The organism is Geobacter sp. (genome assembly GCF_027327745.1).
Lineage (GTDB): Bacteria > Desulfobacterota > Desulfuromonadia > Geobacterales > Geobacteraceae > Geobacter.
The window spans coordinates 1-22,608 of the sequence record NZ_DAHVYG010000037.1 but is presented as its reverse complement, the minus strand read 5'-3'; the positions used below and the strand labels follow the sequence as shown (position 1 = coordinate 22,608).

Here is a 22,608-nt window from a genome sequence, read left to right as displayed (position 1 = left end):
TTCGCCGGCCACCGCAACAATCACCGACAAAGGAGTCAGTCGCCGTGCCAACCTTTGAAGAAGCCCGCCGCATCATCCTGGACCGCGTCGCCCCGTTGGGAGTCGAACGGGTCGGGGTGCTCGAATCCCTGGGGCGCGTCATCGCCGAGGAGATCGTCGCGCCGTGGGACATGCCCCTGTGCGACAACTCGGCCATGGACGGCTTTGCCGTACGCGCCGCCGACTGCAGCGCCATCCCGATCTCCCTGCGGGTGACCGGCTACATCCCGGCCGGTGGCGAGGTCTGCGGCGCCGTAGAGCCGGGCTGCGCCATCCGGATCATGACCGGCGCCCCGCTCCCCCCCGGCTGCGACGCCGTGGTCCCCGTGGAGGAGACCGAAGGGAGCGGCGAGACCGTGACGGTGACCGCCCCGGTCACCCCCCGCCAGCATATCCGCTTCAGGGGGGAGGACGTGGCTACCGGCGAGGTGATCATCCCGGCCGGCACCCTGATCCGCCCCCCCGAGATCAGCATGCTCGCCTCCTTCGGCAAGGCGATCGTCCCGGTCTACCGCAAGGCGCGAGTCGCCATCCTTTCCACCGGCGACGAGCTGATCGAACTTGGGGAGCCGCCGGTGCCGGGAAAGATCGTCAACTCCAACACCCTGTCGCTGGCCGCGGCCGTGCGCGAATGCGGCGCCGAACCGGTCATCCTCGGCATCGCCCGCGACAATTGGGAAAACCACCGGGAGAAGATGACCGAGGGGCTCCGGGCCGATGCCCTCATCACCTCCGCCGGGGTCTCCGCCGGCGACCGGGACCTCGTCCGCGACGTCCTCTCCGAACTGGGGGTGGAACAGGTCTTCTGGAAGGTGGACATCAAGCCGGGGGGCCCCACTGCCTTCGGGATGCACGGCGCCAGGCCGGTCTTCTCCCTCCCCGGGAACCCGGTCTCCACCATGGTCACCTTCGAGGAGTTCGTCCGCCCGGCCCTGCTGAAGATGATGGGGCACCGCCGGGTGCTGAAGCCCTTCGTCAAGGCGCTCCTCAGGGAGGAAGCCCGGAAGAAGCCGGGGAAGATCAACTTCCTACGGGTGCAGGTGACGGTGGAAAATGGCACCTACGTCGCCTCCACCTCCGGCAACCAGCATACCGGGATCCTCAAGACCATGGTCCGGGCCAACGGCCTCGTCGTCCTCCCCAGCGAGGCCTCGGTGGTGCCGGCCGGCAGCGAGGTGGAGATGCACCTTCTCGGCAGCGATGTGGAGATGCTGGAGGGGTAGGAAAGGAGTTACCATGTCATTCAACCACTTCGACGACCAGGGACGGGCGATCATGGTGGACGTCAGCGGCAAGGCGCCGACCCTGCGCACCGCCACCGCCGCCGCCACGGTCGCCATGAAGCCCGAAACCCTCGCCGCCGTCCTCGAAGGACGGACCACCAAGGGGGATGTCCTCGGCGTGGCTCGGCTCGCCGGCATCGCCGCCGCCAAGAAGACCCCCGACCTGATCCCCCTCTCCCACCCACTGGCGATCCACCACGCGGCGGTCGACTTCGAGCCCGACCCCGCCGCCGGCACCGTTACCGTCAGGGCGACGGTGCGGGCCTTCGAGCGGACCGGCGTGGAGATGGAGGCGATGACCTCGGCCGCGGTGGCGGCCCTCACCATCTACGACATGTGCAAGGGTGCCGACAAGGGGATCACCATCGGCGAGATCCGCCTCCTCTTCAAGGAGGGGGGAAAGAGCGGCACTTGGCAACGGGAGGAAACGGCATGAAGGCAGCCATACTGACCTTGAGCGACAAGGGTGCCCGCGGCGAGCGGGCGGACGCCAGCGGTCCGGCGCTTGTCTCCTGGCTGGCGGAACGGGGAGCCGAGACCGTCCGGACCGCCATCATCCCCGACGAGGCGGCGCTGATCGAGGAGACGCTCCGCGACTGGACCGACTCGGGGGAGTTCGACCTGATCCTCACCACCGGCGGCACCGGCGTCTCCCCCCGGGACGTCACCCCCGACGCCACCATGAGGGTCGTCGACCGCCTCATCCCCGGCTTCGGCGAGGTAATGCGGATGCGAAGCCTCCAGAAGACCCCCCACGCCATGATCTCCCGGGCCGTGGCCGGCATCCGGGGGGAGACCCTCATCATCAACCTGCCGGGGAGCCCGAAAGGGGCGGTGGAGAACCTGGAGGCGGTCTGGCCTGCGGTCCCCCACGCCGTGGAGAAGATCCAGGGCGACACCCGGGAGTGCGCCTCTCCGATGGTCCCCCATCCCCCTGTCAAATAGCCGGTGACAGAGTTTATTTCCTCCCGCGTTTCGACTAAAACCTTTGGATGGAACGCTCCGGCTACCCTCCCCCGCCACCCGCGGGGGATTTTTTTTGCATCTCGCTAAAATCCCTCTCCCCAAACTCCACCGAAGCTTGCAATCCGGCCACCCGATTCAATACTCATAAATAAAATCAGGTTTTATTTTATTTGTTTTATTTATGATTTTCTTGGTAAACAATTTGCTTTCAACTGGCCGAAGCAATAGCCGGCCTCTTAGTCAGCTTCCCGACGCAGTGCAAAACACCATTACGTTCCATGCCAACCGCCACCCGGGCGAAACGGTGGCAACCCATGAAATGAAAGCGGAGGGGAAAAAGCAAATGAAACTGAAAAACCTGAAGGTGCGAAAAAAGCTCTGGATGATCATCCTGAGCGCCCTCGCGGGGATCGCAGTCCTTGTCTCCATGTCGCTGATCTTCCTGAAGCAGGACATGATGCGGGAAAAGGAGCTCAAGACCCGCCACCTCGTGGAAACGGCCCACTCGCTCCTCGGCCACTTCCAGAGGCTGACGGCGGAAGGGAAGCTTACGGAGCAGGAAGCGAAGGCCGCCGCCATCGCGGCGATCAAGGGCCTGCGCTACGAGGATAAGGAGTACTTCTGGATCAACGACATGCAGCCGGCCATGGTGATGCACCCGTACAAGCCGGAACTGGACGGCAAGAACCTCTCCGACTTCAAGGACCCGCAGGGGAAGAAGCTCTTCGTCGAGTTCGTCGACACCGTCAGGAACGGGAAGGAAGGGTTCGTCTACTACCTCTGGCCGAAGCCCGGGTTTTCCGACCCGGTTCTCAAGGTCTCCTACGTGAAGGGATTCGCGCCGTGGGGATGGATCATCGGGAGCGGCATCTACCTCGACGACGTCAACGCCCTTTTCTGGCATAACGCCATCCGCTTCGCGGCAGCCGCCGTGGCGATCTTTCTGCTGATCCTCCTCACCTCCTGGATCGTCGCGAAGAACATCACCCGCAACCTCGCCGACCTGACGGAAAAGGTGAACCTGGTGGCCAACGGCGATCTGCGCATCCACATCGACGACGAGAGTAACGACGAGTTCGGCCAGCTCGCCCGGGACGTCAACAGGATGGCCCGCTCCCTGAACGAGATGATCAACCGGATCTTCGCCTCCATAAACCACGTTGTTTCCATCGTCGATACGGTGAAGGAGAAAGCGGAGCAGACGGCCGTCTCCGCCCGGGATCAGTCGCTGCAGGCGTCCCGGATCGCCACCGCCGCCGAGGAGATGAGCCAGACCATCAACGACGTGGCCGGCAACGCGGTCGTCGCCTCCGCGACCTCCTCGGAGACCATGAGGACCGCCCTGGAGGGAAAAGAGCGGGCCGACGGCGCCGTCGAGACCATCGAGCGGGTCCGCAGCGCCACCGCCGGCCTGTCGGCGATGATCGACCGGCTCAACGGCAGCGCCGCCGAGATCGGCGACATCGTAACCGTCATCAACGACATCGCCGACCAGACCAACCTCCTCGCCCTCAACGCCTCCATCGAGGCCGCACGGGCCGGCGAGCACGGCCGCGGCTTCTCGGTGGTGGCCGACGAGGTCCGCAAGCTGGCGGAGCGGACCATCAGGGCAACCGCGGAGATATCCGCCAAGATCGGCGCCGTGCAGAGGGAATCGGCATTGACCCGCAGCTCCATGTCCGAGGCCTCCGGAGAGGTGGGGCGCGCCACCGACTACATCGGGGAAGTGGGCGCATCGCTGCGCCACATCCTCGACGAGGCGAGCAATGCCCGGGACCAGATCACCCGGATCGCAACAGCGGTGGAGCAGCAGTCGGCCACGGCCCAGGAGATGGCACAGAGCATCGAGAAGACCTCGGCGTCGGCAGCCGCCATGGAACGGATGTCCGCCGAGGTAAAGGAGGCCGTCTACCGCCTGTCGGGGATCGACGAGGAGATCCGCAACAGCACCGTCGGCTTCAAGACCGAGGTGAGCGGGCTGCTCATGCTGGAACTGGCCAAGACCGACCACCGGATCTTCGTCAACAAGCTCGGCTCCAGCCTGAACGGCAACAAGAAGATCGATGGGGGTCAGATTCCGGACCACCACACCTGCCGCTTCGGCAAGTGGTACGACGACGAAGGGAAGACCCTGTGCGGGAGCGCACCGAGTTTCCGGGCCATCGACGCCCCCCACGAGCGGATCCACGCCCTGGCCCGCGAGGTGGCGGTCGCCTGCAATGCCGGCGACCGGACAGGGGCGGAAAAGATCTACCACGAGATGGAGGAAATCTCCGGCACGATCGTCACCCTCCTGGACCGCATCAAAGACGAGTGCACTTCCGCGCACTGACCTGCCGGGCACGGAAAAGCCCCTTCGATCGGCGCCATACGCGCCGGCGAAGGGGTTTTTTGTTGACCCACGTCTCCCTCTTGCGCTATACAGTATAATCTTGTTTTAACCCTACACGAGGAGGAACGCCATGAGCTTGATGGACCAAATCAGGGCAAAAGCCCGGAAAAATCTGCAGACAATCGTTTTGCCGGAGAGCTATGACGATCGTATGTACTCGGCCGCACAGCAGATTGTGGAACAGGGTTTGGCCAAAGTTGCAATGCTCGGCAACCTCGATGCAATCACCCGGAAAGCCGCCGAACTTGGCACCGACATCTCCGGGGTGGAGGTGATCGATCCGGCGACCTCGCCGAAACTGCAGGAATACGCCGATGCGCTGGTGGAGCTGCGCAAGAGCAAGGGGCTCACCCGGGACGAAGCGCTCAAACTTCTCACCGCCCCCGATTACCTCTACTTCGCCGGGATGATGGTCCGCCAGGGAGACGCCGGCGGCGAGGTCGCCGGCGCCACCGGCACCACCGGCAACGTCCTGAAGGCGGCGTTCCAGACCGTCGGCCCCGCCGCGGGAATCAAGACCGTCTCCTCGTTCTTTTTCATGGTGACGAAAACGCCGAGCTTCGGCGAGAACGGCATCATCCTCTTCGCGGACTGCGCCGTCAACCCCAACCCGGACTCCCAGGCCCTGGCGGAAATCGCCGTGGCCACCGCCAAGAACTGCAAGTCGTTCCTCGACGTGGACGCCCGGGTGGCCATGCTCTCCTTCTCCACCAAGGGAAGTGCCACGCATCCGGACGTGGACAAGGTCCTCAAGGCAATCGAGATCGCCAGGGGGATCGACCCGAGGCTCCAGATCGACGGCGAACTCCAGGCCGATGCGGCGCTCCTCCCCAAGGTGGGCGAGCGCAAGGCCCCCGGCAGCGCTGTGGCTGGAAAGGCCAACGTCCTCGTCTTCCCCGACCTCGACGCCGGCAACATTGCCTACAAGCTCGTGGAGCGGGTGGCCGGCGCCGAGGCGATCGGCCCCATCATCCAGGGGCTGGCCAAGCCGGTCAACGACCTCTCTCGGGGCTGCTCCGTGGAGGACATCGTCAACGTGGCCGCCATCACAGCGGTGCAGGCCCAGGGGTAGCACGGAAATCAGGGGGGCGGCATCATGCGGTGCTGCCCCACAATCCGCAAGAAACGCAGAAAGGCCGCCAGGGTACCCCGGCGGCCTTTGCTGTATCACCGCTGCCGTTCAGTCGCGGGCTATTTTCTGACGAAATCGGCCCGGGCAAACGAGTAGTCAAACTGCATGTGGTCGGTGTAGGTGCCGTTGAGGATGGCAACCACATCCTCGGTGAAGACCAGCTCCTCGTCGGTGGGAATGACGTAGACCTTGACCGGAGAATCATCGGTGGTGATGAGCGTCTCGCGCTTGCGGGTCATGGCCGACTTGTTCCGCTCCCTGTCGAGCTTGATGCCGAGCCATTCCAGCCCTTCGAGGGTCCGCTCCCGGATCGGCCACCCCATCTCGCCGACGCCGGCGGTGAAGACGACCGCGTCGAGTCGCCCCAAGGCCGCCATGTAGGTGCCGATATACTTCTTGAGTCGGTAAGCCTCGATATCGAGGGCCACCTTGCACCGCTTGTCGCCGTTGGCGGCGTTCTCGATCACGTCGCGGCGGTCGGTGTAACGGCCGGTGATCCCGAGCACCCCGCTTTTCTTGTTGAGGATGCTGTCGATCTCCTTGGCCGAGAGGTTCTCCTTCTGCATCATGAACGCAGGAATCGCCGGATCGATGTCGCCGCACCGCGTTCCCATCACCGCCCCCTCAAGGGGGGTGAGCCCCATGCTCGTGTCGACCGAAACCCCTCCCCTGATGGCGCAGTGGGAGACGCCGTTGCCGATATGCATGGTAATGATGTTGCAATCCGCCGGCTTCTTGCCGAGGAGCACCGCGGCCCGCTTCGAGACGTAGAGGTGCGAGGTGCCGTGAAAGCCGTAGCGACGCACCCCGAACTTCTCGTACCATTCGTAGGGAAGCGGGTAGAGATAGGCATGCTCCGGCATGGTCTGGTGGAACGCGGTGTCGAAGATCGCCACGTGGGGAACATCGGGGAGAACCGCCTGGGCCGCCTCGATCCCGGCAATGTTGGGCGGGTTGTGGAGCGGTGCCAGATGCTGGACTTCCTTGACCGCATCAAGGACCTTCTCGTCGATCAGGACCGAACGGGTGAACATCTCTCCGCCGTGCACGACCCGGTGGCCGACAGCCGAGATCTCGCCGATCTCCGTAAGGACCCCCTGCTCGGGATCGGTGAGGGTCTTTATGATCAGGTCGATGGCAATTTTGTGATCCGGACACTCGGAGTCCTTGCGGTAGGTCTCGCGGCCGGGCACCTCGTGCATGATGAACGAGTCGCCGATGATCACCCGTTCCACCATCCCCTTGGCCACGACCTCCTTCCGTTCCCAGTCGAACAGCTGGTACTTCACCGAAGAGCTGCCGCAGTTGAGGGCAAGTATAACCATCACATCCTCCCGATTGAGCGAAAATAAAAATCGTTAAACAAGATTAAAACCAGAAATTTCAATATGATTTGCGAGGAAAAGACGCATGAAGAGAGCAGAAATAAAACTGTTTTTTACATATACAATACAGAGGGGTTAAATTCAAGTTTATTTTATCCGAGACACAATCCCCCCTCAACCTTTCATCTGGACTTTTTGAAAATCGCATGTTATGTTAGCCGGAAAACTGTCCAAGGACAGAATCCTACAAGGAGGTTGAACCGTGGCCCACTCCATCAACGACGACTGCACCAACTGCGGCGCCTGCGACGATTCCTGCCCCGTGAGCGCTATCAGCGAGCAAGGCGGCAAGCATGTCATCGACGCCGACACCTGCATCGACTGCGGCGCATGCGTAGACACCTGCCCCGTCAGCGCTATCCACGCCTAAGTTTTTCTATGCAGACGGTAAAGCCGGTCAGGGGATTCCCCGACCGGCTTTATTTTTTCCTTCATTCCGCAACGCAATGAGGCCGCCACTGGCGGACTCATTGCCTATCGACCATGAAATTCCTGCGCTGACTACTGACTCGCAACCGTGGAACCGACCACCTCCACGCTGTAATCGACCGTATCCTTCGGCACCCCCCGCAGCACTACAACGAAGGGAATCCGCCGACCGGGCTGAACGCCGAGATTCGCCAGGGAATCGCCGAACTGGTTATTCATCGCCGCGTCGATCTTGGCAATCGGCAAGGTCTGAATCTGCTCGTCGGAAAGATTGTTACCACAGAAAGCGACCTTCTGGGTCAGGACCTGCCCGCCTTTCCCGAGCAGCGCCCCCTTCACCTGTATCGACGCCCGCGGCTTGCGGTAGTTGTTGACGGCATCCCCCCTGATGACAAAGACCTCTCCCATCTCCACATTGTTGAGGTACGCGCCACGAACCTTATCGATGCCGATCCCGCCTTCCTCACGGGTCTCCATACCGACCCATCCCGCCACAAAGCCGATGCCGAGGCGATCCAGGGCCGCGGGTCCCTCCTTGAAGAAATAAAATCCGGCACCCGCCAGGGCGACTATCGCGAGAACGGAGACGGCAATAACGGCGGCGGGCAGAATCGACTGCCCCTTCCGCCGCGAGCTTATGGTAAGGGGTGGCAGCTCGTCCTCATCGAAGGGGACTACCGGGGGGGGGACCAGTTCGGGCTCGGGGGCTGCGGAAGGTTGCGCCGCTGCCGAGGGTACCGCCAGCTCCATGTCCGGCAGGGAGAGCTTTTCCGCCGATGCCGGCGAGACCTCCCCCTCGCCGGAATCCTCGATTCCGAAATCGATCTCGCCGAGATCGAACGACTCTTCCACCTTCTCGTCGGGAGCAAGGCCCAAGGAATCGGCCGCGGTTTCATCTTCGAACTCGAAGGTAATATCGTGGGACTCCCCCTCTCCCGGCCCGGCGGTGCCGACATCGGTGGCGGCAGCAAACGCCTCAGGGCTTACGTCACCGAAGACATTCTCCTCCTCATAGGAAAACGCGGGTTCCTCAGGAGCCAATTCCCTCCCAACCGCAGGCTCGGCACCCGAAGGAGTGGCATCTGGCGCGGTGACAAAGGAATCGTCAGGACGTTCTTCCTCGCCGAACGAAGCGAAGTCGTCTATCGTGTGTTCTGCCGCCTCCGAAACCTCCATCTCCGACCCGGCGGGACGCAGATCGGGAGAAAACTCGTCCTTCCCGCCCTGCTCATCGAGCGGAGCTTGAAAAGAGGCGGTTTCAGCCCCGGCGAACGGGGACTGGGCAGCCTCCGCTGCCGGCACGGCACCCTCTGACGGGATCGGGGGGGGAGGCTCGGGGAGAGCCGCCTCGTCACCCGGTTTCTGGAGGCCCTGAAGTATCCGGTCGAGGTCAGGCTCTTCCGGCGCCGCTTCCTTCCTTACGACGAAGATGTGCTTGCACTTGGAGCACCGGACCTTGATCCCGGACTCGGTGACCTTCGAATCGTCAAGCCTGAACTTGCTGCTGCACTGGGCACATTGAATAATCATGGTCGCTCCGCAGGGAGAGGTGTCATCTGGACGGTTGCGGGAAAAACCCGCGTCCCGGCTGCTACTTAGACTTTTTTCTATAGCAGAAGAACGGAGCTAGTGTCAATTCAATATGGCCCCGCGATACCTTTTATGCTATAGAAAACAGAGATGATTCCAACGTCAGATTACGAGGATCAGGCCATGTCACGTTTCCTATTCCTGCCCGCGCTCGTCACCGCGCTTCTCACGGTTGCCACCCCGGCTCTGGCGGCCCCGGCCATCTCGGCCGACCGGCCGGTTTACGATTTCGGGACAATCACCGCGGGAAAAAAGATCGACCACGTTTTCACCCTCAGGAACAGGGGAGACTCCCCCCTCACCATCCTGCGGACGAAGACCTCCTGCGGCTGCACCGTCGCCAGTGTCACTACAAAGACCATCGAGCCCGGCCGAAGCGCCGAACTGAAGACGACCTTCGACTCATCGAACTTCAGGGGAAAGGTTACCAAGACCATCACCGTCGAAACCAACGATCCCGTCACGCCCGGATACACCCTGACACTGAAGGGAACGATTCGCGAGGAAATCGTGGTGTCGCCGCGCCAGTTGAACCTGGGGCTGGTGAGACTTGGCGGAAGCAAGGAGGTCCAGTTAAAGGTGGAAAACCAGGGGGAACGGTCCCTGAAGATCGTCTCGATCACGACGCCTATGCCGCAGGTGAAGGCCGCCTTCAGAAAAACCGCCCTGAAGCCGGGAGAAAGCGCCATCGTCACGGTGACCGTAACCCCCCGCACCGAGGACCGCTTCCTCAGCGGGTATCTTTCCATCAACACCGACGTCCCGGGGAGACCGGAGATAAGCATTCCGCTTTACGGCTCGGTCGGGAAGTAGCTCCCGGCAACCTGTCGGACTTAGGGCGCAATCCCTTCCTTCAGATCCTGATAGGCCCGCTCGACGTTGACATCAAAAAATGTCTTGTATCCCGGCAGATTCTCGTGGCCGGGGAGATGAAACTGTTTCTTCGTTTCCGCAAGGGTGTGGCCGGCCTCGATGTGGCGGAGGACCTCGGTCAGGAAATCCTTGAAAAAGATGATGAAACGCCGCAGCCCCGAGCGGTCGGTCGGCTCCCCGAGCCCCGGCACCACGTGCTTTGCCCCCACCGCCTCCAGCGTCTCCAGGGTAATGACCCAGTCCCGCATGTGCCCGTCCCCCATATACCCGACCACATCGTTGAAAAACAGGTCAGAGGTAAAGAGAACCCCCTCGTTCGGAAGATAGACGAAGACATCTCCCTCACTGTGGCCGTTCTCGGTATTGTTGAGCACGATCACGACGTTGCCGCGCAGCAGGGTCATCCCTTTGTCGAAAAACGTCACGTGGTTGCGCAGCGGGCGCGACTCCCCCTTGAGCGCCTGCCAGGTCTGCCACGAGGTGAGGATCTCGACATTGGCGGGAAAATCGAAGTCGACATAGTTGAACCCCCGGTGATGGTGGGTCAGGATCACATACCGCAGCGGGATCGGCGTAATCTCCGCGATATCGGCGATCAGCTCCCTGATCCCCTCCGGGACGAAATGCGCCCCGGCCAGAATCACCTGATACGGGGTAACAATGATCAGGGCGTTGCTGGCTGCCTTCCCCTCGGGGAGGGCGATGGCCGCATAGACCCCCTCTTCCAGCTGCTTCACCTTGTAGTTTGCCGCCATGGCGGGCCGGCAGAGGACGCCGGCCAGCACCAGCAGCGCAAGAAATATCGGAATCGGCCTCATCAATCTCTCACCCGGAGCAAAGTTGCGACCAGTGTACCAAAACAGCGCCCCGAATAACAACCTCTGCGCATCATCGCTGCCCCCGGGGAAACGGAAAGTTTCAGCTTGAGATAATCGAGCAAATAGTGTATTGGTAGAAATCCGCGGGCGGTTAGCTCAGTTGGATAGAGCGCAGGCCTCCGAAGCCTGAGGTCGGGAGTTCGAGCCTCCTGCCGCCCGCCATAAAAATCGAAGGGTTACGGTTATGCCGTAACCCTTTTTCGTTTTCGCGACCGGGACCGGCCCGCCGGATGCTCCCCTCGCCCACCTCCGCCCTCCTTGCACATTTCAGGGTTTCGCCGCTTGCAATTCTCCAAGCGGCGCCTATATTTCAATAAAGGCGCCATTACCCACTCGCCGGCAAGGAGGAAACCATGAGATGTCCTGTATGCAGGACCCACGAAAAACCTGTCAGCATCAATCTGCACACGGAAGGTTTCTCCGAAGCGATCAGCACCTGCTGCATATGCGGCGCCGTCTGGTCGGTCAATCACGGAGTGACCGAAATCGTCGAGGATCCCCAGGAAAAATCGTTCCTGGAGGCACTTTCCGAGTGCGTTGAGGGTGACGACTACAGCTTCGCCGCCTGATTTCGGACAAGGAGCGTCCATTCCACCGTGAGCGCGAGGAATCCCGCCGGTTCCATCGGCGCGGTTTCCCGCCTTCCCCCGGGGACCATATCTATAGTCTGCAGTGTAAAATCCCCCCCTGCTCCACGGCTCCGGAGCCCGGCATTGCCTCACCAGTTCCGTAGTATATACTTTTTGCAAGAGCATATTCTTTCCAGGACGGAGCGGGCCATGCCGAGAGAAAACCGGTTGCCGGGCGATACCGGCGCAAGAAGGACTATCTGGACGATCGTATTGGGGCTGCTGATCGTGCTCGTCGGGTACAACATCTATTCGGGAGTTGCGGTCAGGAAGATCGGGATACCGGGAATGTTCGAGGTCGAGTTTGGCGATCAGCCGACGCGAAGCATTGCCGGCACGGAGAAGATCGATCAGATGAGCTCCGCCGAACTGAAGGAGCGACAGGCCAGGCTCGAAGAAAAACTCCGGGAAATGGAGACCAGGAGAGAAACCCCCGCTCCCCAGCCGCTCCCGGAGACGGCGTCCTTCTACGGGACCTGGCAGAGTACCCAGGGCATCTCGTACATCATCAACCAGAACGGAACTTATATAACCATCCAGGAAATCAGCCCCATCTACGGTGTCACGGCCGTTGGCCAGGGAACCGTCTATGGCCGGGAGATCAACGTATCGTACTATACCGCAGCCGGCACCACGGGACGTGCCCAGCTCAAGCTCTCTGGCGACGGCAGGCAGCTCCAGGGAGGGTTCACCGACCTGAACACGGGGGCATCCATGCCCCTGACACTGTTCCGGTAAACATCCGGAAGCCCTTTACCCGATCCCGCATTTCTCCATTCAGGCATGGCAGCAGGATCAAAAAGGGTTCCCTCCCGATGGAGCCGTTTTCAGATTCAATTACCCGTACGGCGCGAGTGCCTCCCGCGATGCCCGGAAGGTGCGCCCGCCGGCCGTGCCCCCTGCCCGGGCTGATGCCGTTGCCGGGCGGCATCTTTCGCAGTTCTTGAAGCTGCCGGAGACTCTCCCTTCCCCGCCCCCTTGCCGGCCGGCTTTCGGCCCGGCATCGGCTGGCGGGGCGGGCGGGCGAACTCGACATCCTTCTTCGGCGCGGGAACTTTGTAATCGAAGCCGTCCATGGTGCGGCGCTCCAGCGTTGCGTTGAGAGTCCGCTCGATGATGCGGACCATGGCGGCATCGTCCCGCGTCACCATGGTGAAGGCGTCGCCGCTGCGGGCGGCGCGGCCGGTGCGGCCGATGCGGTGGATATAGGCCTCTGCGGTGTCGGGGATGTCGTAGTTGATAACGTGGGAGACCTGGGAGACGTCGATGCCGCGGGCGGCTATGTCGGTGGCGACGAGGATCTGGAAGGTCCCGTCGCGGAAACCGTCCAGCGCCGCCTGGCGCCGGTTCTGGGAGAGGTTCCCCTGGAGCGACACCGCCCGGTATCCCGCCTTTTCCAGCTGTTCGCCGAGGCGCTTGGCGCGGTGCTTGGTGCGGGTGAAGATGAGTACCGACTCGGTATCGGTATGATGCAGCAGTTCGAGGAGCAGCGGTGTCTTCAGGTGCTGCTCCACCGGATAGAGGGCATGGGTTACGGTGACTGCCGGCGCCACGTTCCCCACCTGGACCGTGACCGGATCGCGGAGGATGTCGTGGGCGAGGGTCCGGATGTCCGGCGGCATGGTGGCCGAGAAGAGGAGCGTCTGCCGCCCTGCCGGCAGGTGCTTCAGGATGCGCCGGATGTCGGGGAGAAATCCCATGTCGAACATCTGGTCAGCCTCGTCCAGGACGAGGAGTTCCAGATGCGAGAGGTCGATGGTCCCCTGGTTGATATGGTCGAGGAGCCGCCCCGGGCAGGCGACGACAATCTCGGCGCCGGCCCTGAGCTTCTGCACCTGGGGGTTAACCCCGACGCCGCCGTAGACCGTAACGCCCCGCAGACGGGTCTTGTGACCGAGGGTCCGGACGCTCTGGTGTATCTGTTCCGCCAACTCACGGGTCGGGGCAATGATGAGGGCGCGGACGCGTCCCCGTTCCCCGGTCATGAGCCGGTGCAGGATCGGCAGCACGAAGGCGGCGGTCTTGCCGGTGCCGGTCTGGGCCAGCCCCATGACATCGCGCCCCGCCATGACCGGCGGAATGGCCTGGGCCTGGATCGGTGTGGGGGAGGTATAGCCCGCGTCCCGGACGCCGGCGGCGACCTGGGAATGAAGATTGAATGCCGTGAATTCCATGAAAATCCTTTTTTTTGTTGGTAAGAAAAAAGCCCCGGGATCAACCGGGGCTAGAAAACTCCACAAGTTGACCCCACCGTACCATACCGGGTTTCACGACGTCCAGAAAATAAACCTATTCGGCAGTTGCCGGAAGCTCAACCGGCTTCGACCATCCGTTACTCGTCACCGTGGGAAGGGGTAATACCCGCGGCAAAACGCCGCCCGGAGCCATTCTGCAACCGGCTGCAATCCCGCGCTCCGAGGCTTTTTGCGGGGGTGCTCCCTTTGCATTTTTCTCCCCCGGGGTCTATTCTAAAATCAAAGGAAGGTGAAAAAGGGAAGAGTGTCTCCGCTCCCACGAATGGTCTTCTGAAATTCAGCGTAATCGCGCGAAGAACCCGGCGACGGGTTTATCGGAGACATACTGAAATCGAGAACAAAAACCGAGGTGAATACTTAGAGAGCCGACATCAATGATGCCGGCTTTTGTCGTATCCCCCTCCGGAGAACGCCTTGCATGGTTCGCCAACCCTGCTACCTTTGTTAGGGAAGGAGTCGGTGCATCATGAAAGAGAGGCCAACGTTCAGCTACCCGACGGAAGCGCATACCCTCGCGCTCCGGATCACGATTATCTATGCCCTCGCCGGTGCGGCATGGATCCTTTTTTCGGACGAACTCCTCGCCCTTTTCGTCACCGATCCGGCCGCATCGATCCGCCTCCAGACTGCCAAGGGATGGCTTTTCATCGCCCTGACGGCCATTGTGCTGTTCCAGCTGCTGAAACGGAGCCTCTCCGAAGTCGTCCGGGCCGCCCGGGCGGCAGGTGCCAGCGAAGACCGGTTCCAGCTCCTCTTCCACGGGGTGCCGGTCTCCCTCTGGGAGCTCGACCTCTCCACTCTCAAAGACGAGATCGACTACCTGAAGATGATCGAGAAACGGAATCTCGAGACCTATCTCACGGAACAGCCGGCGTACCTGCGGCAGCTCCTCGCCACGATCCGGGTGCTGGCGGTGAACGAGACGACCCTCTCGCTCTTCGAGGCGAAAGGGGAGGAGGAACTCCTGGGGGCCCTTGACCGGCTCGTAACGCCCGACTCGTTGCCGGTCTTCCGCTCCGCCCTGGTCGCTCTCGCGGGGGAGCCGGGGGAGTTCCGGGCGGAGTTCTATGCCCTCACCCTCGCCGGCGAATGCAAAACCCTCCTGGCAACAGTCTCGATCCCGGCGGAGCGGGAAAAGTTCGATGCCGTGCCGGTCTGCCTCATGGATGTCACCGAGCGGAAACAGGCGGATGAGCGGCTCCGGCTCCTGGAATCGGCCATCGAGCAGACGAGCGAGTCGGTCACCATCACCACCGCCCAACTCGATCTTCCCGGCCCCCGGATCGTCTTCGTCAACCAGGCCTTCACCCGGATGACCGGCTACGAGGCCGCAGAGGTCCTGGGACAAACCCCGCGCATCCTGCAGGGACCGAAGACCGAACGGGAGGTCCTCGACCGGATGAAGCGGGAGCTCTTCCATCGGCAGAGCTTCCGCGGCGAGACGGTGAACTACCGCAAGGACGGGAGCGAATTCGTCATGGAGTGGTTCGTCACCCCGATCGTCAACCGCGATTTCGAGGTGACCCACTTCGTCGCCATCCAGCGCGACGTCACCGAGCGGCGCCGGGAAGAGGAGCTGCTGCGGCAGCGGCTCGCCGAGTTCGAAACGGAATGATGACGGGCGAAAAAGTGGCGCGGGCCTTGACGGTTTGACGCCGGGATGCTTATCCTGCCGGAAGCAAAAACAAGAAAGGAGCCGATCCGAATGCCAGTCTACGAATTTTACTGCATCGACTGTCACACGATCTTCAACTTCCTCTCCCGCCGGGTGAACACCGACCGGCGCCCGACCTGCCCCCGCTGCGGCCGCCCCGACCTGGAGCGCCAGGTGTCGCACTTCGCCATCTCGAAAGGGCGGAGCGAGGAGCCGGCCGAAGGGATGCCCGACCTGGACGAGGAGAAGCTGGAAAAGGCGATGATGGGGCTTGCCGGGGAGATGGAGGGGATGGACGAGAACGACCCCCGGGCCATGGCGAAACTGATGCGCCGGCTCCAGGACGCGACCGGGATGAACCTCGGCACCGGGTTCGAGGAGGCGATGCACCGCCTCGAAGCGGGGGAGGACCCCGAAAAGGTCGAGGAGGAGATGGGGGACCTCTTCGACGGGGAAAACCTCTTCACCAGGGAAGGAATCCGTGGGCTGAAGCGGAAATACACCCCCCCCGCCCACGATGATACCCTTTATTCGTTTACCGATTAATTCCCATGCCGCTGTGGCGGCACCCCCCTTGACGGAAGATGACTCATCAACTAACGTGGTACGAAAACTGGCCGTGAAATTGCGGGCCAGGGCCGGACATTGCCGAGGCTAGCCGATCATGCGCACATTCTTCTTTGCCGCCATCCTCCTACTTCTTGCCGCCACAGGCTACCCGGCCGCCGCCGACTACAGAACCACCGGCCTGGTCGTGCGGGTGACCGACGGCGACACCCTGGTCCTGAATACCGGCCGGACCTCCCCCAAGGTCCGGCTGTTCGGCATCGACGCCCCCGAAACCCGGCACCTCGCCAAGGCTGGACAGCCGTTCGGCACCGAGGCGAAACGGGCGCTCGGGGAGAAGGTGCTCGGCAGACGGATCACCCTCGAAATCCTCGATGTGGACAAGAACCGCCGGATCGTCGGCATCGTCCGGATCGGCCGCCGGGACATCAACCGCGAGATGATCGAAGAGGGATGGGCCTGGGCCTACCGGCGCTACCTGACCCCGCCCCTGGCCGCCAGTTACCTTGGCGCCGAGAAGGACGCGCGCCGGGCCCGCCGCGGCCTCTGGCAGCAGGAGGCGCCCCAGGCCCCCTGGATTTTCCGGCTTCGGCAGAAGCTGCAGTGAGAACGGTCGATGGAACGGATCCTCGTCATAGAAGACAGCAAGGTGGTGCAGGCCCAACTGGAGGACATTCTCCGCGAAGGGTACATCCTCTCCCTGAGAGACGACGGCGCGACGGGAATCGCCGCGGCCCGGGAAGAGCCGCCGGGGTTGATCCTCCTCGACATCTACCTGCCGGGGATCGACGGCTACGAGGTCTGCCGCCGGCTGAAGGAGGACGAGCGGACCCGGGAGGTGCCGGTCATCTTCATCACCTCCCTCGGTGCGGAGCGGGAAAAGGTGCGAGGATTCGAGGCGGGAGCCGACGATTACATCGTCAAGCCGTTCTATCCGGGCGAACTGCGGGCGCGCATCGGCCTCCACCTCGCCTCGCGCCGTGAGAAGCGGCTGGCGGTGGAGATCGAGAAGCTGAAACTCCTGCGGGAGATGGCCGTGGCCCTCAGCCACGAGCTCAACAACCCGCTCACCTCCCTCTTCGGGCTCCTCCATCTGGCGGGGCGGGAGACCCCCGACGACAGGACGCAGCTCAGGAAGCATCTGGCGGAGATCCGGACCGAACTGGAAAAGGTCAGATTCATCGTCGAGAAGCTCGCCACCGCCTCACGGGTGGCGAAAACCGAGTACCTGCTGGGGGAGGAGATGCTCGACCTGCGGGAGATCTAGCCCCGTCCCTCCCTCCTCTGCCTGCGCCACCGGCGCAGCGCCACCCCATACAGCACCCCGTTCCAGAGCAGCACCAGGATGCCGAGCAGGACCTGACCCCTCCGCGTCAGTCCGGCAGGATAGATCGCCGGCACCAGATAGTGCTCGATAAAGCTCCCGGCGTACCCCCCCTCCCCCGCCAGGCGGCGGAAGCGGACCTCCAGGAAGGTCAGCGGACAGACGCCTCCCCCCAGCTCGATCAGTGCCCCCCAGACGGCAGCCGGAATGTGGAGCCACGCCAGCCGCGGCCACCGGATGACGGCCACGCCACCCGCCACCACGAACAGCACGAAGAGCGCGTGCACAAGAACCACCAGATCGGCCGCCAGAGAAAAGACCATCGCGCCCCCCGCCCGACTCCGCCACGGGAGCGGGAGATCACCGCCGCCGGAACGGCCCCGGCCGGTGCTGGCCGTCGAACCTCCTGACCCCGTCGCGCCGAAGGCCGGGGGAAGGGTGAAAGTAGTGCCGGTGCCGTGAATCGAAGCGGAAGTAGAATGATGGTCCGAACCACGGATAGGGATAGTAGTACGGCGAATAGTAGTACGGGTAGTAGGGATAGACCGGATAGTAGGGGTAGGAGTAGTAATATGGGGGAGAGAGCGGCCGGTAGTCGTAGACCTCCGCTCCCTCGTCTTCGCCGTAACCCCGGTCGGGACCGTACTCCACCCAGATACGCATCTCCCTGATGGCAACGGCCGGCGCCGGATACTCCTCGTCTCCCGCGACGACCGGCGCCGTCCCCGTCACCCTGCCGATCACGGTGACCAGCACACCGGGACGATAACGGGTCGCAGAGAGAACATCCCGGCTGGTGGCGACGAAGTGGCCGCCGGCGCTGAACGAATCATCGGGCTTGCGCTCGGAGTCGAGCGGCAGCTCCGCCACCTCGAGCCGCGATCCGCCGGCGTCGCTTTCCTGGCCCACGATGGTTCCGCCGAGCAGGACATACTTGCCGCGATAGTTCTCCGGGTGGGCCGAAAGCTCCACAAAGGTTATCGACTCGTCCACCAGCCGCAATGCCTCGGTACTGAAGCCGCCGGCATCCCCGACGCCTCCGAAGAGCAGCGCCGCAACCGCCGCAACAACCATCCGTCGCATAACCCCTCCCCGGACGGGCATCACCCCTTCGTCCCCTGATGGAATGATATCCCCGGAGCTCCGCAAGTCAAATCCGGGCTCACCGCCGTCACCGTCAACCTGTTGGCGAAAACGCCCTTTCTCGCCAGAAAGTGAATAACTTTCCGCCGTTTGTCAGTGTGTTGCCCGCAATGCGCCGCCGCTGCACCATTTGCAGTCAACACGAACTGTGGATACCTCTGTGGATAATAGTGGGGAAAGCTCCGGAATGGGGTGAAACTCAAGGGGGAAATAACGATTTGCCCAAATATTGGGCAGGTCGCAAGGGCCTCGACGACGAAACGACAAATTATTGGCTCTTCGCACCGCCGCCCTTCTTGGGGGGACGATGGCGCTCCCGCAGGAATTCCCCGAGGATCCGGCCGGTATGGGAATCCTCCCCCGACCGTGCCACCTCCTCCGGCGTCCCCCGGGCCACGATCCTCCCGCCGCCGTCGCCCCCTTCGGGCCCCAGGTCGATGAGCCAGTCGGCCTCGGCGATGACGTCCAGGTTGTGCTCGATGACGATGACCGAGTTCCCCGCCTCCACCAGCCGGTGGAGGACCCGGACCAGCTTCTCCACGTCGGCCATGTGGAGGCCGATGGTGGGCTCGTCCAGGATGTACAGAGAGTGGGGACTCGGGACTCGGGACTCGGGACCCCCCCTGGCCGGCTTCGCCCTGGCCAGTTCGGTGACGAGCTTGATCCGCTGGGCCTCGCCGCCGGAGAGGGTGGGGCTCTGCTGTCCGATGGTAAGGTAGCCGAGCCCCACGTCCTGCAGAAGCTGCAGCGGGTGGAGGATGGCGCGGTGGGCGGCGAAGAACGCGGCCGCCTCGTCGACGCTCATGGCGAGAAGGTCGCCGATGGATTTCCCCCGGTGGCGGACCATGAGGGTCTCGGGGTTGAAGCGGAGGCCGCCGCACGCCTCGCACGCCACCTTCACGTCGGGGAGGAAGCTCATCTCGATGGTCTTCACCCCCTGTCCCTCGCACTCGTCGCACCGTCCCCCCTTGACGTTGAAGGAGAAGCGGGAGAGGCCGTACCCCCGCAGCCGCGCCTCGGTGGTGCCGGCGTAGAGTTTGCGGATGGCGTCCCAGAACCCCACGTAGGTGGCGGGGCAGGAGCGCGGGGTCTTGCCGATGGGGGTCTGGTCCACCTCCAGCACGCGGGTGAGCTCCTCCCATCCCCGGATCTCCCGGCACCCCTTCACGGAATGCTTCCCCTTCCCGCGCTCTCCCGCAAGGAGCCCCTGGAGGGAGGCATGGAGGACGTTCCGCACCAGGGTGCTCTTGCCGCTTCCCGAGACGCCGGTGACGCAGACAAGCCGGCCAAGGGGGAAGGTGACATCGATCTCCCGCAGGTTGTGGAGGGTGGCCCCCACGACCTGGATGCTCGGCTCGTCGGGGGCCGGGGGGGGGCGGCGCTCCACCAGGGGATGGCGCAGCGGCTCCGCCAGGTAGCGGCCGGTGAGGGAGTCGGGGGCCGCCATCACCTGGTCGAGGGTCCCCTCGGCCACCACCAGGCCGCCGTTCACCCCGGCGCCGGGGCCCAGGTCGATGACGTGCTCGGCCCGGCGGATGGTCTCCTCGTCGTGCTCCACCACCACGATGGTGTTTCCCTTCCCCTCCAGCTTCCGCAGGGTATCCAGGAGCATCCGGTTGTCCCGGGGGTGGAGGCCGATGGTCGGTTCGTCCAGGATGTAGCAGACCCCCCGCAGGTTGGACCCCAGCTGGGCCGCCAGCCTGATCCGCTGGGCCTCCCCCCCGGAGAGGGTGGGGGCCGCCCGGTCGAGCGAGAGGTAGCCGAGCCCCACCTCCCCCAGGAAGGCGAGCCGGGTCCCGATCTCGGCCACCATGTCCCGGGCGATGGCCGCCTCCCGCCCCTCCAGCCCCAGTTCCTGAATAAAGGAAGCCGCCTGGGTCACGGTGAGGGCCGTCAGCTCGGCGATGTTTCGCCCCCGGAAGCGGACCGCCAGGGCCTCGGGGTTGAGGCGGGCGCCACGGCAGGCGGAGCAGGTCCGCTCCTCCCCCTCGAACCACTCGTTCCACCAGATCTCCTCACCGGTCTGCTCCGCGTCAAAGCCGGGGAGTTCCAGCCCCGTGCCGAAGCAGCGGGGACACCAGCCGTGGCGGGAGTTGTAGGAGAAGAGCCGCGGGTCGGGCTCGGGGAAGCTGCGGCCGCAGGAGGTGCAGGCCCGCAGGGTGGAAAAGAGGAGTTCCCTGGCTTCCCCCTCCCCCCGGCCCCCTCCCGTCACCACCCTAACCACCCCCTTGCCGAAGGCCAGCGCCCGGTCCAGAAGCTCCCGCAGCTCCCCCTCCCCCCTGGCCGCCACCGTGATCTCCCCCACGGGGAGGTCGATGTCGTGCTCCCGGAAGCGGTCCAGCCGGGGCCACGGCTCCACGGGGATCATGACGCCGTCCACCCGCAGCTGCGCGAATCCCTTCCCCGCGGCCCATTTGGCGAGATCGGTGTAGTACCCCTTACGGGCCGTGACCAGCGGCGCCAGGAGCGCCACCCGCCTCCCCCGGAACTCCCGCACCAGCCGCGCCACGATGGCATCGGGGGTCTGGGGGGTGATGGGGATGCCGCAGTCGGGACAGTGCTGCACCCCGAGTTTCACGAAGAGGAGCCGGAGGAAGTGGTAGATCTCCGTCAGGGTCGCCACGGTGCTCTTGCGCCCTCCCCGGCTCGTCCGCTGCTCGATGGCCACCGTGGGGGGGATGCCGAGGACGGCGTCCACGTCGGGGCGGGCCGCGGGCTGGACGAACTGGCGGGCGTAGGCGTTCAGGGATTCCAGGTAGCGCCGCTGCCCCTCGGCGAAGAGGATGTCGAAGGCGACGGTGGACTTGCCGCTCCCCGAGATGCCGGTGATGACCGTGAAGCGGTCCCGGGGGACGGCGATGGTGACGTTCTTCAGGTTGTGCTCCCGGGCGTGGACGATGCGGATGGAGCGGTCCGGGACCACGGCAGGTAGCGCCTCCGCCACCGTCGTCGCCGACTCCCTCACCAGGCGTTCCAGCTCCGCCCCGTACTCCCGCAGGGCCCGGCCGGTGTGGCTCTCCTCGCACCCCATCGCCTCGACCGGGGTACCGGCGCAGATCACCCGGCCGCCGGCGTCCCCCCCCTCGGGCCCCAGGTCGATGAGCCAGTCGGCGGCGGCGATCACATCCAGGTTATGCTCGATCACCACCAGGGAGTCCCCCGCCTCCAGGAGCCGCCGGAACGCCGCCAGAAGCCGGGCGATGTCCTCGAAGTGGAGGCCGGTGGTCGGCTCGTCGAACAGAAACAGGGACCGGGAATTTGAAGACGGGGGCTCGGAGCTCGGGACTCGGGACCGGGAAAACCTTTTTTTGCCTGCGACGGCCAGGTGGCCGGCCAGTTTCAGGCGCTGGGCCTCGCCGCCGGAGAGGGTCGGGACCGGCTGGCCCAGGCGCAGATAGCCGAGCCCCACGGCCTCCAGGGGTTCCAGGCCCCGGAGCACCTCCGGCTGGCCGGCGAAGAAGGCCACCGCCTCGGTCACGGTCATCTCCAGGACGTCGGCGATGGAAACCGGACGCCCCCCCGCGGCCGGGACGAGCCGCACCTCCAGCACCTCGGGGCGGTAGCGGCGGCCGTCGCAGTCGGGGCAGCGCAGATATACATCGGAGAGAAACTGCATCTCCACGTGCTCGAAGCCGTTGCCGCCGCAGGCGGGGCAGCGCCCCGTGCCGGCGTTGAAGCTGAAGGTGCCGGTGGTGTACCCCCGCTCCTTCGCCAGGGGCTCGGCGGCAAAGAGCTTCCGGATGGCGTCGAAGGCCCCCACGTAGCTGGCCGGGTTGGAGCGGGTCGTCTTGCCGATGGGGGATTGGTCAACGAGCACCACGTCGCCGATCAGCTCCGCCCCGTTGATGGCGGTGTGCATCCCCGGCGGCTCCGTCGGCCTCCCCTTCAGCTTCAGGAGCCCCCGGTGGAGGACCTCCTGCACCAGGGTCGACTTCCCCGAGCCGGAAACGCCGGTGATGCAGACCAGGCGGCCCAGCGGGATGCGGACATCGACCCCCTTCAGGTTGTGGGCGGCGCCGCCGAGGATTTCGAGGTATCCCCCATTTCCCCTCACCCCGGCCCTCTCCCC

The 22,608-nt window shown here is 64.0% G+C and carries 20 protein-coding genes and 1 tRNA gene; 14 read left to right on the top strand and 7 right to left on the bottom strand.

What is annotated here, in order from left to right:
- Nucleotides 1-44 precede the first annotated feature (44 nt).
- From glp to pta, 5 genes are all read left to right on the top strand, one after another.
- Nucleotides 45-1,262 (top strand): gephyrin-like molybdotransferase Glp, encoded by a 1,218-nt coding sequence (gene glp, locus M6689_RS07855; protein ID WP_298269947.1) that lies wholly within the window; start codon nt 45-47, stop codon nt 1,260-1,262.
- A 13-nt stretch (nt 1,263-1,275) separates the two neighbouring features.
- Entirely contained in the window at nt 1,276-1,758 is a 483-nt protein-coding gene (moaC, locus tag M6689_RS07850) for a cyclic pyranopterin monophosphate synthase MoaC (RefSeq protein ID WP_298269944.1), read from the top strand.
- Entirely contained in the window at nt 1,755-2,267 is a 513-nt protein-coding gene (mog, locus tag M6689_RS07845; RefSeq protein WP_298269941.1) for a molybdopterin adenylyltransferase, read from the top strand. The genes moaC and mog overlap by 4 nt, the downstream gene beginning before the upstream one ends.
- A 364-nt stretch (nt 2,268-2,631) precedes the next feature.
- The gene (locus tag M6689_RS07840; protein WP_298269938.1) at nt 2,632-4,620 is read left to right on the top strand and encodes a methyl-accepting chemotaxis protein; all 1,989 of its coding nucleotides are present in this window, start codon (nt 2,632-2,634) and stop codon (nt 4,618-4,620) included.
- 130 nt (nt 4,621-4,750) lie between these two features.
- Nucleotides 4,751-5,752, top strand: a complete 1,002-nt coding sequence (pta, locus tag M6689_RS07835) for a phosphate acetyltransferase (RefSeq protein ID WP_298269935.1) — start codon at nt 4,751-4,753, stop codon at nt 5,750-5,752.
- A gap of 119 nt (nt 5,753-5,871) precedes the next feature.
- Here the strand turns inward: pta and M6689_RS07830 are convergent, their stop codons facing one another.
- Nucleotides 5,872-7,137 carry an acetate kinase gene (locus M6689_RS07830; protein WP_298269933.1) on the bottom strand — a complete coding sequence of 422 codons (1,266 nt, stop codon included), beginning with the start codon at nt 7,135-7,137 and terminating at the stop codon, nt 5,872-5,874.
- 262 nt (nt 7,138-7,399) lie between these two features.
- Between M6689_RS07830 and M6689_RS07825 the strand changes: the two genes are divergently transcribed.
- Nucleotides 7,400-7,567, top strand: a complete 168-nt coding sequence (locus M6689_RS07825; RefSeq protein ID WP_298269931.1) for a 4Fe-4S binding protein — start codon at nt 7,400-7,402, stop codon at nt 7,565-7,567.
- 131 nt (nt 7,568-7,698) lie between these two features.
- Here M6689_RS07825 and M6689_RS07820 read toward each other — a convergent pair whose 3' ends face one another.
- Entirely contained in the window at nt 7,699-9,156 is a 1,458-nt protein-coding gene (locus tag M6689_RS07820) for a DUF3426 domain-containing protein (protein WP_298269928.1), read from the bottom strand.
- Between the two features lie 183 nt (nt 9,157-9,339).
- On the opposite strand from M6689_RS07820, the gene M6689_RS07815 reads away from it, so the two are divergent.
- Nucleotides 9,340-10,029, top strand: coding sequence for a DUF1573 domain-containing protein (locus tag M6689_RS07815; RefSeq protein ID WP_298269926.1), 690 nt, complete (start codon nt 9,340-9,342; stop codon nt 10,027-10,029).
- 20 nt (nt 10,030-10,049) lie between these two features.
- Here M6689_RS07815 and M6689_RS07810 read toward each other — a convergent pair whose 3' ends face one another.
- Nucleotides 10,050-10,907, bottom strand: coding sequence for an MBL fold metallo-hydrolase (locus M6689_RS07810; protein WP_298269923.1), 858 nt, complete (start codon nt 10,905-10,907; stop codon nt 10,050-10,052).
- Between the two features lie 145 nt (nt 10,908-11,052).
- On the opposite strand from M6689_RS07810, the gene M6689_RS07805 reads away from it, so the two are divergent.
- From M6689_RS07805 to M6689_RS07795, 3 genes are all read left to right on the top strand, one after another.
- A tRNA-Arg gene (locus M6689_RS07805) sits at nt 11,053-11,129 on the top strand.
- Between the two features lie 191 nt (nt 11,130-11,320).
- Nucleotides 11,321-11,536: a hypothetical protein gene (locus M6689_RS07800; protein WP_298269921.1), complete on the top strand. Its 216-nt coding sequence runs from the start codon at nt 11,321-11,323 to the stop codon at nt 11,534-11,536.
- A 210-nt stretch (nt 11,537-11,746) separates the two neighbouring features.
- Nucleotides 11,747-12,334, top strand: coding sequence for a hypothetical protein (locus M6689_RS07795; RefSeq protein ID WP_298269918.1), 588 nt, complete (start codon nt 11,747-11,749; stop codon nt 12,332-12,334).
- A 95-nt stretch (nt 12,335-12,429) separates the two neighbouring features.
- On the opposite strand, the gene M6689_RS07790 is transcribed toward M6689_RS07795, so the two are convergent.
- Nucleotides 12,430-13,770: a DEAD/DEAH box helicase gene (locus tag M6689_RS07790; RefSeq protein WP_298269916.1), complete on the bottom strand. Its 1,341-nt coding sequence runs from the start codon at nt 13,768-13,770 to the stop codon at nt 12,430-12,432.
- A 547-nt stretch (nt 13,771-14,317) separates the two neighbouring features.
- Between M6689_RS07790 and M6689_RS07785 the strand changes: the two genes are divergently transcribed.
- The 4 genes from M6689_RS07785 (at nt 14,318) to M6689_RS07770 (ending at nt 17,339) form a co-directional block, all read left to right on the top strand.
- A complete protein-coding gene (locus M6689_RS07785) occupies nt 14,318-15,466 on the top strand; it encodes a PAS domain-containing sensor histidine kinase (RefSeq protein ID WP_298269914.1) in 1,149 nt (382 codons plus the stop codon).
- Nucleotides 15,467-15,556: 90 nt separating this feature from the next.
- Complete coding sequence (locus M6689_RS07780) at nt 15,557-16,051, top strand: zinc ribbon domain-containing protein (RefSeq protein ID WP_298269911.1); 495 nt, start codon at nt 15,557-15,559, stop codon at nt 16,049-16,051.
- Nucleotides 16,052-16,169: 118 nt separating this feature from the next.
- Nucleotides 16,170-16,679, top strand: coding sequence for a thermonuclease family protein (locus tag M6689_RS07775; RefSeq protein ID WP_298269909.1), 510 nt, complete (start codon nt 16,170-16,172; stop codon nt 16,677-16,679).
- 9 nt (nt 16,680-16,688) lie between these two features.
- Nucleotides 16,689-17,339 (top strand): response regulator, encoded by a 651-nt coding sequence (locus tag M6689_RS07770; RefSeq protein ID WP_298269906.1) that lies wholly within the window; start codon nt 16,689-16,691, stop codon nt 17,337-17,339.
- On the opposite strand, the gene M6689_RS07765 is transcribed toward M6689_RS07770, so the two are convergent.
- From M6689_RS07765 to uvrA, 3 genes are all read right to left on the bottom strand, one after another.
- On the bottom strand, nt 17,336-17,719 hold the full coding sequence (locus M6689_RS07765; protein ID WP_298269904.1) for a DUF2784 domain-containing protein: 384 nt from the start codon (nt 17,717-17,719) through the stop codon (nt 17,336-17,338). The genes M6689_RS07770 and M6689_RS07765 overlap by 4 nt on opposite strands.
- Nucleotides 17,720-17,756: 37 nt before the next feature.
- Nucleotides 17,757-18,479, bottom strand: coding sequence for a Slp family lipoprotein (locus M6689_RS07760; protein ID WP_298269901.1), 723 nt, complete (start codon nt 18,477-18,479; stop codon nt 17,757-17,759).
- A gap of 328 nt (nt 18,480-18,807) precedes the next feature.
- Nucleotides 18,808-22,608, bottom strand: a 3,801-nt coding sequence (gene uvrA / locus M6689_RS07755; RefSeq protein WP_366949737.1) for an excinuclease ABC subunit UvrA, incomplete at its 5' end; no start/stop codon positions are given.

Coding starts and splice junctions, on each gene's coding strand:
- mog (WP_298269941.1), top strand. CDS start 1,755: ATGAAGGCAGCCATACTGACCTTGAGCGACAAGGGTGCCCGCGGCGAG.
- M6689_RS07810 (WP_298269923.1), bottom strand. CDS start 10,907: ATGAGGCCGATTCCGATATTTCTTGCGCTGCTGGTGCTGGCCGGCGTC.
- M6689_RS07775 (WP_298269909.1), top strand. CDS start 16,170: ATGCGCACATTCTTCTTTGCCGCCATCCTCCTACTTCTTGCCGCCACA.
- M6689_RS07760 (WP_298269901.1), bottom strand. CDS start 18,479: ATGCGACGGATGGTTGTTGCGGCGGTTGCGGCGCTGCTCTTCGGAGGC.
- M6689_RS07765 (WP_298269904.1), bottom strand. CDS start 17,719: ATGGTCTTTTCTCTGGCGGCCGATCTGGTGGTTCTTGTGCACGCGCTC.
- M6689_RS07770 (WP_298269906.1), top strand. CDS start 16,689: ATGGAACGGATCCTCGTCATAGAAGACAGCAAGGTGGTGCAGGCCCAA.
- M6689_RS07815 (WP_298269926.1), top strand. CDS start 9,340: ATGTCACGTTTCCTATTCCTGCCCGCGCTCGTCACCGCGCTTCTCACG.
- M6689_RS07790 (WP_298269916.1), bottom strand. CDS start 13,770: ATGGAATTCACGGCATTCAATCTTCATTCCCAGGTCGCCGCCGGCGTC.
- pta (WP_298269935.1), top strand. CDS start 4,751: ATGAGCTTGATGGACCAAATCAGGGCAAAAGCCCGGAAAAATCTGCAG.
- M6689_RS07780 (WP_298269911.1), top strand. CDS start 15,557: ATGCCAGTCTACGAATTTTACTGCATCGACTGTCACACGATCTTCAAC.
- M6689_RS07785 (WP_298269914.1), top strand. CDS start 14,318: ATGAAAGAGAGGCCAACGTTCAGCTACCCGACGGAAGCGCATACCCTC.
- M6689_RS07820 (WP_298269928.1), bottom strand. CDS start 9,156: ATGATTATTCAATGTGCCCAGTGCAGCAGCAAGTTCAGGCTTGACGAT.
- M6689_RS07830 (WP_298269933.1), bottom strand. CDS start 7,137: ATGGTTATACTTGCCCTCAACTGCGGCAGCTCTTCGGTGAAGTACCAG.
- M6689_RS07840 (WP_298269938.1), top strand. CDS start 2,632: ATGAAACTGAAAAACCTGAAGGTGCGAAAAAAGCTCTGGATGATCATC.
- M6689_RS07795 (WP_298269918.1), top strand. CDS start 11,747: ATGCCGAGAGAAAACCGGTTGCCGGGCGATACCGGCGCAAGAAGGACT.
- moaC (WP_298269944.1), top strand. CDS start 1,276: ATGTCATTCAACCACTTCGACGACCAGGGACGGGCGATCATGGTGGAC.
- M6689_RS07800 (WP_298269921.1), top strand. CDS start 11,321: ATGAGATGTCCTGTATGCAGGACCCACGAAAAACCTGTCAGCATCAAT.